At 73.1% G+C, this 14,040-nt stretch carries 12 protein-coding genes; 10 read left to right on the plus strand and 2 right to left on the minus strand.

The window, feature by feature from the left end; translation table 11 throughout:
- The first annotated feature begins 283 nt into the window (after positions 1 to 283).
- The 8 genes from BG452_RS17530 (at position 284) to BG452_RS17565 (ending at position 9,015) form a co-directional block, all read left to right on the plus strand.
- Entirely contained in the window at positions 284 to 1,504 is a 1,221-nt protein-coding gene (locus BG452_RS17530; protein ID WP_188305248.1) for a sensor histidine kinase, read from the plus strand.
- Positions 1,492 to 2,136, plus strand: a complete 645-nt coding sequence (locus BG452_RS17535) for a response regulator transcription factor (RefSeq protein WP_317621101.1) — start codon at positions 1,492 to 1,494, stop codon at positions 2,134 to 2,136. The genes BG452_RS17530 and BG452_RS17535 overlap by 13 nt, the downstream gene beginning before the upstream one ends.
- Positions 2,133 to 2,915, plus strand: coding sequence for a DUF4097 family beta strand repeat-containing protein (locus tag BG452_RS47685; RefSeq protein ID WP_188305249.1), 783 nt, complete (start codon positions 2,133 to 2,135; stop codon positions 2,913 to 2,915). Before BG452_RS17535 ends, BG452_RS47685 begins: the two co-directional genes overlap by 4 nt.
- Positions 2,916 to 2,981: 66 nt before the next feature.
- Positions 2,982 to 4,151 carry a tRNA dihydrouridine synthase DusB gene (dusB, locus tag BG452_RS17545; protein WP_188305250.1) on the plus strand — a complete coding sequence of 390 codons (1,170 nt, stop codon included), beginning with the start codon at positions 2,982 to 2,984 and terminating at the stop codon, positions 4,149 to 4,151.
- 564 nt (positions 4,152 to 4,715) lie between these two features.
- Positions 4,716 to 7,424 (plus strand): pyruvate, phosphate dikinase, encoded by a 2,709-nt coding sequence (gene ppdK, locus BG452_RS17550; protein ID WP_188305251.1) that lies wholly within the window; start codon positions 4,716 to 4,718, stop codon positions 7,422 to 7,424.
- A 220-nt stretch (positions 7,425 to 7,644) separates the two neighbouring features.
- On the plus strand, positions 7,645 to 8,136 hold the full coding sequence (locus tag BG452_RS17555; protein WP_188305252.1) for a ribonuclease: 492 nt from the start codon (positions 7,645 to 7,647) through the stop codon (positions 8,134 to 8,136).
- A 94-nt stretch (positions 8,137 to 8,230) separates the two neighbouring features.
- Positions 8,231 to 8,704, plus strand: coding sequence for a hypothetical protein (locus tag BG452_RS17560; protein WP_188305253.1), 474 nt, complete (start codon positions 8,231 to 8,233; stop codon positions 8,702 to 8,704).
- Positions 8,704 to 9,015 carry a transcriptional regulator gene (locus tag BG452_RS17565; RefSeq protein WP_188305254.1) on the plus strand — a complete coding sequence of 104 codons (312 nt, stop codon included), beginning with the start codon at positions 8,704 to 8,706 and terminating at the stop codon, positions 9,013 to 9,015. The genes BG452_RS17560 and BG452_RS17565 overlap by 1 nt, the downstream gene beginning before the upstream one ends.
- Positions 9,016 to 9,027: 12 nt before the next feature.
- On the opposite strand, the gene BG452_RS47095 is transcribed toward BG452_RS17565, so the two are convergent.
- Positions 9,028 to 10,023, minus strand: a complete 996-nt coding sequence (locus BG452_RS47095; RefSeq protein ID WP_188305255.1) for a hypothetical protein — start codon at positions 10,021 to 10,023, stop codon at positions 9,028 to 9,030.
- 112 nt (positions 10,024 to 10,135) lie between these two features.
- Here BG452_RS47095 and BG452_RS17575 point away from each other — a divergent pair, with 112 nt between their 5' ends.
- Entirely contained in the window at positions 10,136 to 11,386 is a 1,251-nt protein-coding gene (locus tag BG452_RS17575) for an ADP-ribosylglycohydrolase family protein (RefSeq protein ID WP_317621102.1), read from the plus strand.
- Between the two features lie 4 nt (positions 11,387 to 11,390).
- On the opposite strand, the gene BG452_RS17580 is transcribed toward BG452_RS17575, so the two are convergent.
- Positions 11,391 to 12,125: a GNAT family N-acetyltransferase gene (locus BG452_RS17580; RefSeq protein ID WP_188305257.1), complete on the minus strand. Its 735-nt coding sequence runs from the start codon at positions 12,123 to 12,125 to the stop codon at positions 11,391 to 11,393.
- Positions 12,126 to 12,799: 674 nt separating this feature from the next.
- Here BG452_RS17580 and BG452_RS17585 point away from each other — a divergent pair.
- A complete protein-coding gene (locus tag BG452_RS17585; RefSeq protein ID WP_188305258.1) occupies positions 12,800 to 13,744 on the plus strand; it encodes a PAC2 family protein in 945 nt (314 codons plus the stop codon).
- The last annotated feature ends 296 nt before the right edge of the window (positions 13,745 to 14,040 follow it).

Raw genomic sequence — 14,040 nt, forward strand, 5'->3', positions numbered from 1 at the left:
CTGCGGACCGACCAGGGCCCGGCCCCGGCGGGCAGCGTCCCCTCCGGCCCCGGCGCCGGGTGGAGCGCGTCCCCGGGAGCACCCCCGTGGTCCCCGGGGACGGGCCGCCCGTGCGGCGGGGTGGCGGAGTGCGATGCGGTGCTCGTCATGACCCCTAGCCTTCCGTCGCCGGGGGCTGTTGTCGGTGGTGCCGCACACCGAATCGGGGGTGTATCTAGCTACACCCCCAGTGGGCACCCCCCTTCATGGTGGTCGTTGATCACCGGGCCCTACGCTGTCCGGCATGTCCTCCACCACGTTGCGCCGAGCGCTCGTCAGGAGCCTCCGGCGGCCACCGTGGTCGGCCGGGGCCTGGCGGGACACCCGCTTCATAGCCGCCGGAATTCCCCTGGCCGCGCCGGTCTGGCTGGCCGTGACCGATTCCACCCTGCTCTTCCCGGTCCTCGCGGTCCTGCTGCTCTGCACGCGCTGGCTCACCGGCGTCCAGCGCGGACGGCTGCGCGCCCTGTGCGGGGTGGAGGTGCCGCCTCCCGGCGGGTCCGCGACCCTGCGGCTGGGCCGGCTGCGGTTCGGTCTGGCCTGGCGTCAGATCGCCTACCACCTGCTGGTCGGCCCGGTCCTGGCGGTCGGCGCGCTGGCCGCCGTCTACCTCTGGGGCGTCGCCCTGGTGCTGACCACCCTGTACGCCTGGGTCTGGCTGCTGCCGCGCGAGGTGGGGCTGCGCACCGAGCTGGCCGGCCTGGACGTGCTGCTGACGGTGATCGGCGTGCTGGTGCTGGCGGTGACGCCCTGGCTGACGACGCTGACCGCCTGGCTGGAGGTGCGGGCGGCGCGGCTGCTGCTCGGTCCGAACCGGGCGGAGCAGCTGGAGCAGCGGGTCGAGGAGATCGCCGAGTCCCGGGCCGGCCTGGTGGACGCGGTGGACGCCGAGCGCCGTCGGATCGAGCGGGACCTGCACGACGGCGCCCAGCAGCGGCTCACCTCCCTGGCGATGAACCTGGGTCTGGCCCGGCGCACCCTCAAGGACTGCCCGCCCGACGCCATGCAGGTGATCGTCGCCGCGCACGAGGAGGCCCAGGCGGCCATCGACGAGCTGCGCGACCTGGTCCGCGGGCTGCATCCGGCGGTCCTGGAGGACCGCGGTCTGGACGCGGCGCTGTCCGGCATCGCGGCCCGGGCCCCGCTGCCGGTGCGCCTGGACGTCGACCTGTCCGACCGGATCGCCCCGACCGTCGAGGCGGTCGCCTACTTCACCGTCTCCGAGGCGCTCACCAACGTGGCCAAGCACGCCCGGGCCCAGCAGGTCGACGTCTCGGTGCGGACGGCCGGCGGCCTGCTGCGCCTGGTCATCAGCGACGACGGCGTGGGCGGCGCGGACCCTTCGCGCGGCACCGGGCTCACCGGTCTGCGCAAGCGCGCGGCCTCGGTCGACGGCACGCTGTCCGTTCTCAGCCCCCTCGGGGGGCCCACCACCATCACCGTGGAGTTGCCGTGCGTGCTGTGATCGCCGAGGACTCGGTCCTGCTGAGGGTCGGCCTGGTCAAGGTCCTGGAGGCGGTGGGCTTCGAGGTGGCGGCGGCCGTCGGGGACGCCGTCGAGCTGCTGGCCGCCGTCGAGGAGCACCGCCCGGGGGTGGTCGTCGCCGACGTCCGGATGCCCCCGGGCTTCCACGACGAGGGGGTGAAGGCCGCGATGGTGATCCGGCAGCAGTGGCCGGACACCGCGGTGCTGCTGCTCTCCCAGTTCGTGGAGGAGCGCTACGCCGCGGACCTGCTGTCGACCAACACCAGCGGGGTCGGCTACCTGCTGAAGCAGCGGGTGGCCAATGTGGACGACTTCGTGGACGCGCTGCAGCGGGTGGCCGAGGGCGGCACCGCGCTGGACCCGGAGGTGGTGGCCCAGCTGCTGGTGCGCCGTCACCGGGATCCGCTGGAGAAGCTGACCCCGCGCGAGCGGGACGTGCTCTCGCTGATGGCGGAGGGCCGGTCCAACGCGGCGATCGCGGCCTCGCTGGTGGTCAGCGACAGCGCGGTGGCCAAGCACATCAACTCGATCTTCACCAAGCTGGACCTCCCGCCGGCCGACGACAGCCACCGCCGGGTGATGGCGGTGCTGCGCTTCCTGGAGATCACGTGAGTGCGCGGGCCACCAGGGCGTGGCGGCTCACCGGGGTCCTCACCGTGGTGTTCGTGGTGGTCATGGGAGCGGCGCAGACCCTGGCCCTGGCGGCCCGGCAGTCGCGCAGCGAGCAGCAGACCTACGTCGCCTCCGTCCACCGGCTGCAGCTCGCCACGAGCAGCGCGTCGGTGCGCATCAAGCCGGGGGTGGCGGACCGGGTCGTGGTGCGCAAGAGCCTCGACTGGACGGTCTCCGAGCCGCGGGTGAGCGCCGACGTGGTCGGCGACACGATGACCGTCGGCGTGGCGTGCCGGCGCTCGCTGCCCTTCTACAACTGCGGTGCCTCGATCGAGCTGGAGGTGCCGCCCGGCACCGCGGTGTCCGGTTCGGTGACCTCGGGCTCGGTCGAGGTGACGGACCTCAGCGGTGAGGTCCAGCTGGACGGCACCTCCGGCGCGATCACCCTGCGCCGGCTGTCCGGCCCGGTCCGCGCGCGCACCACGTCCGGGATGACGCAGGGGACGGACCTCTCCTCGGCCCGGGCGGACGTGGCCAGCACCTCCGGGGCGGTGGACCTGACCTTCCGGTCGGCGCCGCAGGACGTCAGGGTGAGCACCGGGTCCGGCTCGGTGACGATGTCGATGCCGAAGGGGAGCCGCTACCGGATCAACGGGGGGACGGGCTCGGGCAGCAGCAGCATCGACCCGGCCCTGGGCGACGCGGCCAGCTCCAGCACCCTGGAAGCGGACGTCGGCTCCGGTTCGTTGGACATCGGCTACCGCTCCGACGGGCGGTAGGCCGGGCGGGTGATCCGGGTGGGGGACAATGGAGAGTCCCGTCCCCCTATCCGAGGTCAGCCGCGCATGACAGCCACGCCCGCACCCACCGCGTCCGAGACCGAGTTCGCGGCGCTGGACATCGGCCCGATCCGGGTCTGGCCGCCCGTCGTGCTGGCGCCGATGGCCGGGATCACCAACGCCCCGTTCCGCACCCTGTGCCGCGAGCAGAGCGGCGGCAAGGGCCTGTACGTCTCGGAGATGATCACCACCCGGGCGCTGGTCGAGCGCAACGCCAAGACCATGCAGCTGATCAAGTTCGACCCGAGCGAGAAGCCGCGCTCGATCCAGCTGTACGGGGTGGACCCGGTGACCGTCGGCAAGGCGGCCCGGATGATCGCGGACGAGGGCCTGGCCGACCACATCGACCTCAACTTCGGCTGCCCCGTCCCCAAGGTGACCCGCAAGGGCGGCGGCTCGGCGCTGCCGTACAAGCGCAACCTGCTGCGGGAGATCCTGCGCGAGGCCGTGGCCAACGCCGGGGACCTGCCGGTGACCATGAAGATGCGCAAGGGCATCGACGACGACCACCTCACCTTCCTGGACGCCGGCCGGATCGGCGCCGAGGAGGGCGTGGCCGCGATCGCCCTGCACGGGCGAACCGCCGCCCAGCACTACGGCGGGACGGCCGACTGGTCGGCGATCGCCCGGCTGCGCGAGTCCGTCCCGGCGCACGTGCCGGTGCTGGGCAACGGGGACATCTGGTCGGCCGACGACGCGCTGCGGATGATGCGCGAGACCGGCTGCGACGGCGTCGTGGTGGGCCGCGGCTGCCTGGGCCGGCCGTGGCTGTTCCGGGACCTGGTCTCGATCTTCGAGGGCGAGGTCGACTACGCCCGCCCGGACTTCGGCTACGTGGCCCGGGCGATGGTGCGCCACGCCCAGCTGCTCGGAGAGTGGCTGGGGGACGAGGCGCGCGGCGTGGTCGACTTCCGCAAGCACGTCGCCTGGTACACCAAGGGCTTCTCGGTCGGCTCCGAGCTGCGGGTGAGGCTCGCGAACTCCTCCTCGCTGGCCGGGCTGGCCGAAACCCTCGCCCAGGTGGAGCAGACCCAGACCTGGCCGATCGGCGCGGACGGCCCGCGCGGGCGCACCAGCGGCAACGGCCGGGTGGTCCTGCCGGAGGGCTGGTTGGACGATCCGTATGACTGCGCCCGACCGGGCGAGGACGCCGAATCGGACACCTCCGGCGGATGATCTAGCCGATCCGTCGAAGTCGGCCCCTCCGGCCCGCTGGCCGCCCGGTCCCAGCCCTCTTGTCCATTCTGGATAGGAGGGCTCCTTTTCGGCGTCCGAACATCACGGAACGAGCGCGTTCCTGGACGGAGTGCGACGATTGGCGCAGGCGTCCTACGTTCGAGCCGCGAGACGGGCTGGTGACGCTTGCCACACGCGGTGGCGACTGACGCCCGGTCAGTGGACGAAATGGACAGGTCGACCGTGGATCGCTTCCCGAAGCCGGTTCGACGCCGATCGGCCGATCCGGGTGCAGGAAATCAAGCCGGGGCAACGCGACCGACGCACGGCCGCTACCCAGCGTCCGAATCGAGCGATCTTCCGGTTTCGCTGTGTTCAAGAGTTGAATGCAAGCTCGCGTCAGGGGGACGATTTCGCCAACAGAGGTGAACGCCTTTATGCGCATTCGATCTAGCGGGTTACCCCTCGGTACCGGCCTCGTGTGGCCTATTCAGGGCAGAGAAGTGCCTTCGAAATGGGTATGTTCTCCGGCGTCAGGGCAACCGCGTACGAGGAGACCGACCCGTGCCGTCCCAGCAGAAGTTTGTTTACTCCTTCACCGAAGGAAACAAGGACCTCAAGGACCTTCTCGGCGGCAAGGGCGCGAACCTGGCCGAGATGACCAACCTGGGCCTTCCCGTCCCTCCGGGGTTCACCATCACCACCGAGGCCTGCAAGGTCTTCCTGGAGACCGGTAGCGAGCCCTCCTCGCTGCACGAGGAGATCAGCGCCCACCTGGACGCGCTCGAGCAGGAGATGGGCAAAAAGCTCGGCCAGGCCGACAACCCGCTCCTGGTCTCCGTCCGTTCCGGCGCCAAGTTCTCCATGCCCGGCATGATGGACACCGTCCTGAACATCGGCCTCTCCGACGCCTCGGTGGTCGGCCTCGTCGCCCAGTCCGGCAACGAGCGCTTCGCCTGGGACTCCTACCGCCGCCTGGTCCAGATGTTCGGCAAGACCGTGCTGGGCGTCGACGGCGAGCTGTTCGAGGAGGCCCTGGACGAGGCCAAGCACGCCAAGGGCACCGCCAACGACCTGGACCTGGACGCCTCCGACCTCCGGGACCTCGTCGAGGTGTTCAAGGGCATCGTCGAGCGCGAGACCGGCCGGGCCTTCCCGCAGGACCCGCGCGAGCAGATGGACCTCGCCGTCCACGCCGTCTTCCACTCCTGGAACGGCGACCGCGCCCGGCTGTACCGCCGCCAGGAGCGCATCCCGAACGACCTGGGCACCGCGGTCAACGTCTGCACCATGGTCTTCGGCAACCTCGGCGAGGACTCCGGCACCGGCGTCGCCTTCACCCGCGACCCCTCCACCGGCGCCCAGGGCGTCTACGGCGACTACCTGTCCAACGCCCAGGGCGAGGACGTCGTCGCCGGCATCCGCAACACGCTGCAGCTGTCCGAGCTGGAGAAGCTCGACAAGAAGTCGTACGACGAGCTGATGGCGATCATGCAGAAGCTCGAGAACCACTACCGCGACCTCTGCGACATCGAGTTCACCATCGAGCGCGGCAAGCTCTGGATGCTGCAGACCCGGGTCGGCAAGCGCACCGCCGCGGCCGCCTTCCGGATCGCCGTCCAGCTGGTCGACCAGGGCCTGATCGACCTGGACGAGGCCCTGATGCGCGTCACCGGCGGCCAGCTGGCGCAGCTGATGTTCCCGCGCTTCGCCCCGACCGCCGAGTCCAAGCAGATCGCCTGGGGCCTGGCCGCCTCGCCCGGCGCCGCGATCGGCAAGGTCGTCTTCGACTCCTACACCGCCGTCAAGTGGTCCCGCTCCGGCGAGAAGGTCATCCTGGTCCGCCGCGAGACCAACCCGGACGACCTGGACGGCATGATCGCCGCCGAGGGCATCCTCACCTCGCGCGGCGGCAAGACCTCGCACGCCGCCGTCGTCGCCCGCGGCATGGGCAAGACCTGTGTCTGCGGCGCCGAGGAGCTGGAGGTCGACACCAAGGCCCGCAAGTTCACCACCGCCGACGGCCTGGTGCTCCACGAGGGCGACCTGGTCTCCATCGACGGTGCCTCCGGCAAGGTCTACCTCGGCGAGGTGCCCGTCCTGCCGTCCCCCGTGGTCGAGTACTTCGAGGGCACCCTGCACGCCGGCGCCGACGTCCAGGGCGGGCTGGTCCAGGCCGTCCACCGGCTGATGTCGCACGCCGACGGCCGCCGCCGGCTCGCCGTGCGCGCCAACGCCGACAACGCCGAGGACGGCTCGCGCGCCCGCCGCTACGGCGCCCAGGGCATCGGTCTGTGCCGCACCGAGCACATGTTCCTCGGTGAGGAGCGCCGCAAGGAGGTCGAGCACCTGATCCTCGCGGACAACGACAAGGACCGCGAGCTCGCCCTCTCCACCCTGCTGCCGCTGCAGAAGGGCGACTTCCTGGAGCTCTTCCAGGCGATGGACGGACTGCCCGTCACCGTCCGCCTGCTCGACCCGCCGCTGCACGAGTTCCTGCCCGACATCACCGAGCTGTCGGTGCGCGTCGCCCTCGCCGAGGCCCGCAAGGACCCGAACGAGAACGACCTGCGCCTGCTCCAGGCGGTGCACAAGCTGCACGAGCAGAACCCGATGCTCGGCCTGCGCGGCGTACGCCTCGGCCTGGTCATCCCCGGCCTGTTCGGCATGCAGGTCCGGGCGATCGCCGAGGCCGCCGCCGAGCGCAGGCTGGCCGGCGGGGACCCGCGCCCCGAGGTGATGATCCCGCTGGTCGGTACCGTCCAGGAGCTGGAGCTGGTCCGCGACGAGTGCGAGCGGGTGCTCGCCGAGGTCGCCCAGTCCACCGGTGTCACGCTGGACATCAAGCTCGGCACCATGATCGAGCTGCCGCGCGCCGCCGTGACCGCCGGTCAGATCGCCGAGGCCGCCGAGTTCTTCTCCTTCGGCACCAACGACCTGACCCAGACGGTCTGGGGCTTCTCCCGGGACGACGTGGAGGCCTCGTTCTTCACCGCCTACCTGGAGAAGGGCATCTTCGGGGTCTCCCCGTTCGAGACCATCGACCGCGACGGCGTCGGCTCGCTCGTCAAGCACGCCGTCGAGGCCGGCCGGGCCACCCGCCCCGACCTCAAGCTCGGCGTCTGCGGCGAGCACGGCGGCGACCCGGAGTCGGTCCACTTCTTCCACGAGGTGGGGCTGGACTACGTCTCCTGCTCCCCCTTCCGGATCCCGGTGGCGCGCCTGGAGGCAGGCCGCGCCGCCATCGAGACGGCGGGCAGCGACTCGCGCTGAGAGGGTAGGCATCCCCTACTCACGCGCGGGTACGACTGACCGCTCACCCTCCCGTCGGGAGGGCGTACACCGGAGCTCGGCGCAGGAGAACCGGCGTACGTGACACGGCCGGGCGGGAACGGACAACGGCGTCCGTTCCCGCCCGGCCGTACGCGCGTGTGGTGTCCGTCATGTGTGTGACTGGCCGAGCCGGACGCCGCCGGCTGCCAAGCTGGACGGCATGACCAGAAGCAAGAGCCCGCTCGTCGTCGTGGCCGTCCTGATCCTGGCCGTGCTCGCCGGAGTGGGGTACCTGCTCGCCGGCAAGGGCGGCGGCAGCCACCCCAAGGCCGCCGCGAGCGCCACCGCCACCGCGGGCACCCAGGCCCCCAAGCCCTCGGCCCCCAAGTCGTCCCCGCCGTCCGGCGGCTGGGTGCCCGCCGACCCGGCGCTGGCCGACGTCTGCCGCACCAAGCTCCCCAGCCAGGCCCAGGACACCCTCGGTCTGATCGACAAGGGCGGCCCCTACCCGTACAACCGGGACGGCATCGTGTTCGAGAACCGCGAGAGCCGGCTGCCGAAGAAGGGCAACGGCTACTACCACGAGTTCACCGTGGTCACCCCGGGCTCCAACGACCGCGGCACCCGACGGGTGGTCACCGGCGGCTCCGGCGAGCAGTACTGGTCCCCGGACCACTACGCGACCTTCCAGGAGATCGACCCGCGCTGCTGAGCCGCGCATCGCGCGGCCAGCTCACGGAAAGTACTTTCCAATATGGAAAGACAGTGGCACAGTGGAGCCACCGTCACTTTCCGAGGGGGAAACCATGAGCGACTCCGTTCCGACCCCGCCGTCCGCCGCCGAGGCGCTGCGCCTGGCCGGCCGGGCCGCCGCGGCCGCGCGGCGGCCGGGCGAGATGCCCGGCTGGTACGGGCCGGCCTTCGCCTTCGCCTTCGCCGCTTACGGCCTGGGGATCGGTCAGGTCATCGAGGCCCGGCAGTTCGCCATGATCGGCGGGCTCGCGGGCGGGTTCGCCGCCCTGACCGGTGTCCTCGGCCGGATCGCCATGCGCAGCGACGGCATCGTCCGCCGGGGCATGCCGGCCGGTGTCGGCGGCCCGGTCGCGCTGGCGGTCCTCGCGGTCTGCGCCGCCTCGGCGGCCGGGATGCTGATCGCCTGGCAGTCCGGCGGCGGTCCGCGCTGGATCGGCGGGGCCGCCGGGCTCGCGGCCGGCCTGACCTTCTGGGCGGGCACCAGCCGACTCAACCACCGGGTCCGGCGCATGCAGGAGACCGGCTGATGCCCCCCACCCTCGATCCGCTGCTCCAGCACGCCACCCGGCTCACCGTGCTCGCCTTCCTCGGCGCCTGCCGCGAGGCCGAGTTCGCCGCCGTCCGGGACCACTGCGAGGTCTCCGACTCCGTCCTCAGCAAGGCCGCCACCGCCCTGGAGGAGGCCGGCTACCTGACGGTGACGAAGGGCTACGTCGGCAAGCGCCCGCGCACCTGGCTCGCCGCCACCCGCGAGGGCCGCGCCGCCCTCGCCGCCCACCTCGCCGAACTCCAGCGCCTGGTCGCCGCCGCCGAGGCCGCCGGCGCCCGGCACTCCTGACCGCCGACGGGTTCACCGCGCCCGCCGCCAGCTGATCCGGCCGTGGGGGCCGTGCGGGCCGGTGGTGACCAGGGCGGTGAGCTGGTGCAGGACGGGGGCGGGGTCGCGGCGCAGTTGGACGGGTGTGGTGCGGACCACCGGCAGGCCGGCGGAGGTGAGCCGGTTGGCGCGGGCCAGGCCGCGTTCGTGGTCGGCCGGGCTCAGGTGGTAGGCGCGCGAGTCGATCTCCAGGGCCACGCAGGCGTGCGGCCAGTAGGCGTCCGGTACCGCGAGGAAGCGGCCGCCCAGGAACAGCACCGGGTTCCAGAGCGGCTCCGGCAGGCCCGCGTGTGCGAGCACCTCGCGGGCCTCGCCCTCCACCACGGACCGCACCCCGGCGGTCAGGTCCTCCACCACCCGGGCCACCTGCGGTAGCGTCAGCGCCCCCGGCCTGGCGAGCAACTGGTCGAGCAGTTCGCCGAGTTCGCAGTGCCGCCGCTGTACGGCCTCGGCGCACAGCGCCCGGAACCGGCGCTGACCGGCCTCCCTCGGCGCCACGTCCGCCAGCGCCCGCGCCACGGTGGCGCTCCACAGGCCGTCGTCCCGCTCGAAACCGCCCGGCATCTCCCCCGAAGCCCGGTGGATCCGGACGAACTCCCGCTCCCGAATGCGGCGTTGATGGGGGATCAGCACATCGACCCCGGCCAGGTCGGCGGGGTGCCCGGCGCTCGGCAGCCCGGCGTCGGCCAGTACCGCGAGCCCGGTCAGCAGCACCTCCCCGGGCTGTGGCTGCCGGCCCTTCGGGCTCGCGTACGCCAGCGCCGCCCGCAGTCTCTGATGGACCGTCAATCGTCCGCTCTGCAGGCAGATCACCCGCGGCAGCACCTGTTGCCAGGGCCCGCCCGGCCGCAGCCGGTGGGCGATCGTGCCGGAGGGCACCCCGAGCCGGCGCAGCTGCGCCCGGGTGGCGATGTGCTGCTGGTCGGCGCCTAGCAGGGTGACGGGGTCGAGCGGATGCGCGCGGGTCATGCCCGGGTGCTGCCCGCCCGGATCGGAGGTATGCGAAACATCCCTCGTCAGGGGCTTTCGCGCAACGGTGTTGACGAAGCGGCGGCCGAGCCGGTGTGCTGGGTGGCACATGATGACCGAACCCAACGGCCCCGCGCTCGACGCGCTCAACGGCCTCTCCGTCGGTGACGCCCTCGGCGCCCAGTTCTTCGTCCCGGAAACCGCCCGGGCCCACCACGCCTCCCGCACCGAACCGTCCGGCCCCTGGCCGTGGACCGACGACACCGAGATGGCCTGCTCGGTGTACACCGCCCAGCGCGAACGCGGCACGATCGACACCTTCGACCTCACCCACGCCTTCGCCCTCCGGCACGACTTCGACCGCGGCTACGGCCCGGCCGCCAACCGGCTGCTCCGACTGGTCCGCGAGGGCGGCGACGCCAGGGCGCTGGCCGCCGAACTCTTCGACGGCCAGGGCTCGTACGGCAACGGCGCCGCGATGCGGGTCGCTCCGCTGGGGGCGGCGTACGCGCGGGACCTGGACGAGGCCGTCCGGCTGGCCGCCCGCACGGCGGTGATCACCCACACCCACCCGCAGGCGGTGGACGGCGCGATCGCGGTCGCGGTGGCCGCCGCGTACGCGGTCCGGGCCCGGACCGAACCGATGGCGCCGGCGGCCTTCCTGGGAGCGGTGGTCGAGTACACCCCGAACGGAGTGGTGCGCGAGGCCCTCGCCGACGCCGTCCGGCTGCTCGCCGAACCGGATGCGCGGGCCGTCGCCCGGCTGCTCGGCAACGGCAGCCGGACCTCGGCCGCCGACACCGTCCCGTACGCCCTGTGGTGCGCCGCCCGGAACCTCACCGACTACCGGGCCGCCGTGTGGGAGGCGATCGCGGCCGGCGGCGACATGGACACCGTGGCCGCGATCACCGGCGCGGTGGTGGCCGCGCACACCGGCACCGAGGGCATCCCCGCCACCTGGATGGCCACCCGCGAACCGCTGCCCGGCTGGGCGTTCCCCGAGCCGGGCAGCGTGCCGCCCGATCCCGAGTGGGCGGCGGACCGGCTCAAGCCGATGCTGCGGCCCCGCGCCTGCCCGGTACCGGACCTGTTCTGGACCGACGGGCAGTGGCAGCTGATCCGCTCCGGACTGCGCCCCCGCGAGATGGAGGACAGGTGGGTGTCCTACACCTCCGAGGGCGTGCTGCACCTGCATCGCAGCTGGACCGGCTGCGAGGTCTGGAGCATCCGGGTCGCCCGGGTGAGGGGCGGCTGGCGGCCGGTGTCCGGGCTCGCGGAGACCCACCGCGAGCGCCCGAGGCCCGATCCGCAGTGGCTGGAGCCCGTTCTCGGGGTGGCCGTCGGGGGTTACGGCCCGAGGTGACCCCTCAGGCGGTGATCATCAGCTGCCCGGCGCCGCTGCCGCCCTGTCTAAGGCACTCCTGGTTGATCGCCGGATCCGGGGCGCTCGGCGAGGTGGCGGCGGCGATCCGCAGCTCGATGATGTCCCGGACGGCCGGCCACTCGGAGTCCAGGATCGAGTAGAACGCGGTCGAGCGCACCACTCCGTCCAGCCCGCGCGAGTGCGCCCGGCGGACGCCCTCGGAGGTCGCGCCGAGCCGCTCGATCGCGGCCCGGGAGCGCAGGTTGCGGGCGTCCGCGCGCAGCGAGATCCGCTGCACGCCCCAGATCTCGAAGGCGTGCCGGAGCATCAGCAGCTTGGCCTCGGTGTTGATGCCGGTGCCCTGGGCGCGCGGGGAGAGCCAGGTGTTGCCGATCTCGGCGGCGTCCGGGACGGCCGTCGCCGGATCGCCGAACGGCACGCCGGGCACCGGCGGCCACACCAGCGGGCCCTGCCAGTAGTCGAGTTCCAGGAACCGGGTGGAGCCGACCACCCGGCCGTCGGCGACGTTCACCGTCGCGAACGGCACCGACCGGCCCGCGGCCTGGTCGGCGAGGGCGCGCGCGATGTAGTCGCGGGCCGCTTCCAGACCGTGCGGGACGGGGGTGAAGGCGTAGGTCGTACGGTCCTCGGCGCCGGCCGCGGCGATGGCCTCGGCATGGTGTGCGGCGAGGGGCTCCAGCCGCACGGTGCGGCCGGTGAGGATGACAGATGCTGGCACGGAACCCTCTGTCCTTCATCGGTCGTAGGGCGTAGTCCGCGCCGGGGTGCGGCGCGGGCTGCGGGGGACTGGTTCGCCCCGGTCCGGTTCCGCCTCCGGGTACCCGTGCGCGCCGGAGGATTCCGGTCGGGCGGGGCGGGGGCGGCGGCCCGGAACGGGCGGCGCGGGGTGCCGGAACGGACACGGGTCCTCGGACCGGTCCGGCGGGGAGAGCGAAGGGACAGTGTGCGTCCGCGAAATGGCCGAAGAGGAAACGAGTGCGCGAAGGGAAGCAGGCGGCCAGGTGAAGGCAAGATGCGTCGTGGGTGTCTGCCCGAGCAGCGATCCGGGTCGTGGTCGACGGCGTTACGGACGACGTGACGACGACGCGACGATGCGAGGCAGCGAGAGGACGATACCCGCCAGAACGCGGTGCGTCACTTCGCGGCGCGCCAATGGCGGCGCGGGCCGCCACCGCGCGCCCCGGGCGGGGCTGTTGAACCCCCGTGACCAGGGGTTTTCCGGTCGGGTGCGATCATGGTCCGGAGCGGTTCGGGACGGCCTCCGGCCGTGTCGCGGGCCGGGTCCTCCGCCGGGTGGTCGGCCGGAACGGGAATTCCGGCGCGGCCCGGCACGCTGGACAGGACGAGAGGCCGGTCGGGTCGGGACGAGCAGAGAACGGGGTTGGGTGCGCGGTGCGAGACTTCCAGGCGCTGTACGAGCTGGATGAGCGGGGCGTGGCCGCGGTGGCCGCGGCCAACGCGGAGCTGCGTGACACCGGCGCCGGCCTGGTGCTGCTCCAGCACTTCGAGGGCTTCATGGACGCCGGCGAGGCCGGTGGCCAGGTGGTGGCCCACCTGCTGGAGACGGGCTCGCCCCAGGTGGTGGCCCGTTTCGACCACGACCGCCTGGTCGACTACCGGGCCCGCCGCCCCGCGATGGTCTTCGACCACGACCACTGGTCGTCCTACGACCCGCCGGAGATCCTGCTGCAGCTGGTCCGGGACGCCGCCGGCGCCCCGTTCCTGCTGCTCACCGGCCCGGAGCCGGACGTGGAGTGGGAGCGTTTCGCGCGCGCCGTCCGCGCGCTGGTGGAGCGCTTCGAGGTCCGGCTCAGCCTGGACTTCCACGGCATCCCGATGGGCGTGCCGCACACCCGCCCGGTCGGCCTGACGCCGCACGGCAACCGGCTGGACCTCGCGCCGGGCTACCCGCAGTGGTTCGAGCAGGCGCAGGTCCCGGGCAGCGCCCAGGCGCTGCTGGAGTACCGGCTGGCCGAGTCCGGGCACGACGTGCTGGGCTTCGCCGCGCACGTCCCGCACTACGTGGCCCGTTCGGCCTACCCGGCGGCCGCCGTGCTGATCCTGGAGGCGGTGCAGTCGGCCACCGGCCTGGTGCTGCCCGGCACCAAGCTGCGCGAGCGGGTGGGCGAGGTGTACGCCGACATCGAGGAGCAGTTGGCCCAGGGGGACGGCGAGTTGCGCTCGGCGATCCGCGGCATGGAGGGCCAGTACGACGCGGTGGCGGGCGCCGAGGGCCGGGAGAGCCTGCTGGCCGAGCCGGTCGACCTGCCCTCGGCGGACGAGCTGGGGCGGCGCTTCGAGCAGTTCCTGGCCGAGCACGAGCGCGACGCGGAGTAGCCGGTACGGCCGAGCGGGCCGCCCGGGCCGGGAGTCATCGGCGCCGCCCGTACGTTGCAGTCTGAGGCGCCCGGGGGACGGGTCGCCCCGTACGGAGCTGCCCGTGACCCGCACCCCGGGGGGATGCCATGCCGAGGACCACACGCCCGACGGCCGCCGCGACGACCGGGCTCGCCGCCCTGCTCCTGGCAGGACTGACCGGATGCGGCGGCGGAGGCGGTTCGGACGGCCCGGACGGTTCGGACCGCGGCTTCGCGGGCGCCGTGCCCGGCCGCGCCCCGGCCGCCGCGAGCCCG

The sequence above is a fragment of the Streptomyces sp. CBMA123 genome (genome assembly GCF_014596465.1).
GTDB lineage: Bacteria > Actinomycetota > Actinomycetes > Streptomycetales > Streptomycetaceae > Kitasatospora.